The sequence below is a fragment of the Pseudoalteromonas sp. SWXJZ10B genome (assembly GCF_015864475.1).
GTDB classification, from domain to species: Bacteria; Pseudomonadota; Gammaproteobacteria; order Enterobacterales; family Alteromonadaceae; genus Pseudoalteromonas; species Pseudoalteromonas arctica.
Map to the genome: position 1 here is coordinate 1 of NZ_JADYXD010000047.1, position 3,367 is coordinate 3,367.

Annotated in this window: 2 rRNA genes; both read right to left on the reverse strand. The window is 47.7% G+C overall.

Annotated elements, in window-relative coordinates:
• Nucleotides 1-2: 2 nt before the first annotated feature.
• A 5S ribosomal RNA gene (rrf, locus tag I6F54_RS20060) occupies nt 3-117 on the reverse strand.
• Nucleotides 118-261: 144 nt separating this feature from the next.
• Nucleotides 262-3,152, reverse strand: a 23S ribosomal RNA gene (locus I6F54_RS20065).
• Nucleotides 3,153-3,367: the final 215 nt, after the last annotated feature.

Below are 3,367 nucleotides of genomic sequence, written 5' to 3' on the forward strand. Positions count from 1 at the left end.
AAGCCTGGTAATGTCCTACTTTCACATAGCAAATGCTACACTATCATCGGCGCTGTTTCGTTTCACTACTGAGTTCGGCATGGAATCAGGTGGGTCCAAAACGCTATTGTCACCAAGCAAATTTGGGCGTTAATTCGTATCACTACAAATTAACTGAATTTGGAAAATATCTGATAATATTTTTTAAGTCTTTCAGTAAATATCTACTTTAGTCATATTAACTTCTGTCTAAACTGTCGCATAAAACGCGTTTGGCGTTGTATGGTTAAGCCTCACGGGTAATTAGTACAAGTTAGCTTAATGGCTCACACCACTTCCACATCTTGCCTATCAACGTTGTAGTCTTCAACGGCCCTTCAGAGACTTTAAAAGTCTAGTGAGAACTCATCTCGAGGCCTGCTTCGCGCTTAGATGCTTTCAGCGCTTATCAGTTCCGAACGTAGCTACCGGGCAATGCCATTGGCATGACAACCCGAACACCAGCGGTTCGTTCACTCCGGTCCTCTCGTACTAGGAGCAACCCCTCTCAATTCTCAAACGCCCACGGCAGATAGGGACCGAACTGTCTCACGACGTTCTAAACCCAGCTCGCGTACCACTTTAAATGGCGAACAGCCATACCCTTGGGACCGACTTCAGCCCCAGGATGTGATGAGCCGACATCGAGGTGCCAAACACCGCCGTCGATATGAACTCTTGGGCGGTATCAGCCTGTTATCCCCGGAGTACCTTTTATCCGTTGAGCGATGGCCCTTCCATTCAGAACCACCGGATCACTATGACCTACTTTCGTACCTGCTCGACGTGTCTGTCTCGCAGTTAAGCTGGCTTCTACCATTACACTAACCGTACGATGTCCGACCGTACTTAGCCAACCTTCGTGCTCCTCCGTTACTCTTTAGGAGGAGACCGCCCCAGTCAAACTACCCACCAGGCACTGTCCGTAACCCCGATTCAGGGGCCAACGTTAGAACATCAAAACTACAAGGGTGGTATTTCAAGGTTGACTCCACAACAACTAGCGTCGCTGCTTCAAAGTCTCCCACCTATCCTACACATGTAGGTTCAATGTTCAGTGCCAAGCTGTAGTAAAGGTTCACGGGGTCTTTCCGTCTAGCCGCGGGTACACAGCATCTTCACTGCGATTTCAATTTCACTGAGTCTCGGGTGGAGACAGCGTGGCCATGGTTACACCATTCGTGCAGGTCGGAACTTACCCGACAAGGAATTTCGCTACCTTAGGACCGTTATAGTTACGGCCGCCGTTTACCGGGGCTTCGATCAAGAGCTTCTCCCTAAGGATAACCCCATCAATTAACCTTCCGGCACCGGGCAGGTGTCACACCGTATACGTCATCTTGCGATTTTGCACAGTGCTGTGTTTTTAATAAACAGTCCCAGCCACCTGGTCACTGCGGCTCCCGTCCGCTTAGAGAGCAAGTCTCATCACAGATAGGAGCGTACCTTCTCCCGAAGTTACGGTACGATTTTGCCTAGTTCCTTCACCCGAGTTCTCTCAAGCGCCTTAGTATTCTCTACCTGACCACCTGTGTCGGTTTGGGGTACGATTCCATATAATCTGAAGCTTAGAGGCTTTTCCTGGAAGTATGGCATCAGCAACTTCATCACCGTAGTGACTCGTCTCGTGTCTCAGGTTTAATGTTTGTCCGGATTTACCTAAACAAACGCCCTACTCACTTTCACATAGACTACCAACGCTATGCTTGCTTAGCCTGCTCCGTCCCCCCATCGCAATTATATCGAGTACAGAAATATTAATCTGTTTCCCATCGACTACGCCTTTCGGCCTCGCCTTAGGGGTCGACTTACCCTACCCTGATTAACATGGGATAGGAACCCTTGGTCTTCCGGCGTGGGAGTTTTTCACTCCCATTATCGTTACTCATGTCAGCATTCGCACTTCTGATACCTCCAGCATACCTCCCGGTACACCTTCAACGGCTTACAGAACGCTCCCCTACCACTCAGAATAAATTCTGAATCCGCAGCTTCGGTGCATAGTTTAGCCCCGTTACATCTTCCGCGCAGACCGACTCGACCAGTGAGCTATTACGCTTTCTTTAAAGGATGGCTGCTTCTAAGCCAACCTCCTGGCTGTCTGGGCCTTTCCACATCGTTTCCCACTTAACTATGACTTTGGGACCTTAGCTGGCGGTCTGGGTTGTTTCCCTCTTCACGACGGACGTTAGCACCCGCCGTGTGTCTCCCGGATATTACTTTACGGTATTCGGAGTTTGCAAAGGGTTGGTAAGTCGGGATGACCCCCTAGCCTTAACAGTGCTCTACCCCCGTAAGTATTCGTCCGAGGCTCTACCTAAATAGATTTCGGGGAGAACCAGCTATCTCCCGGTTTGATTAGCCTTTCACTCCTAGCCACAGGTCATCCCCTAACTTTTCAACGTTAGTGGGTTCGGTCCTCCAGTTGATGTTACTCAACCTTCAACCTGCCCATGGCTAGATCACCGGGTTTCGGGTCTATACCTTGCAACTATTCGCCCAGTTAAGACTCGGTTTCCCTACGGCTACCCTATTCGGTTAACCTCGCTACAAAATATAAGTCGCTGACCCATTATACAAAAGGTACGCAGTCACCCAACAAGTGGGCTCCTACTGCTTGTACGTACACGGTTTCAGGTTCTATTTCACTCCCCTCACAGGGGTTCTTTTCGCCTTTCCCTCACGGTACTGGTTCACTATCGGTCAGTTGGGAGTATTTAGCCTTAGATGATGGTCCACCTATATTCAGTCAAAGTTTCACGTGCTCCGACCTACTCGATTTCACTTAAAATGTCTTTTCATGTACGGGACTATCACCCTGTATCGTGGCGCTTTCCAGCAGCCTTCCATTAACACATAATAAGCTTAAGGGCTGTTCCGATTTCGCTCGCCGCTACTTTCGGAATCTCGGTTGATTTCTTTTCCTACGGGTACTTAGATGTTTCAGTTCTCCGCGTTCGCTTCGTTAACCTATGTATTCAGTTAACGATACCTGCAAGCAGGTGGGTTTCCCCATTCGGAAATCTTAGTCTCAAGCGCTTTTTACTAGCTTGACTAAGCTTATCGCAAGTTAATACGTCCTTCATCGCCTCCAACTGCCAAGGCATCCACCGTGTACGCTTAGTCACTTAACCATACAACCCAAACGGGTCTTTGTTTTGTGACAGTTTAACTTCGCCAGAAGTCAATATTGAATACTAAAGTAGATACCAATCAATCAACTCAAAGAGTTAACTAAATGGCACTGAATGGTACTGCTACCATTCTTTTTTTACTTTTGAAAACTCTTGATAAATACAATGTATCTATCAGAATTTTATTATCAGCTTTTCCAAATTTTTAAAGAGCA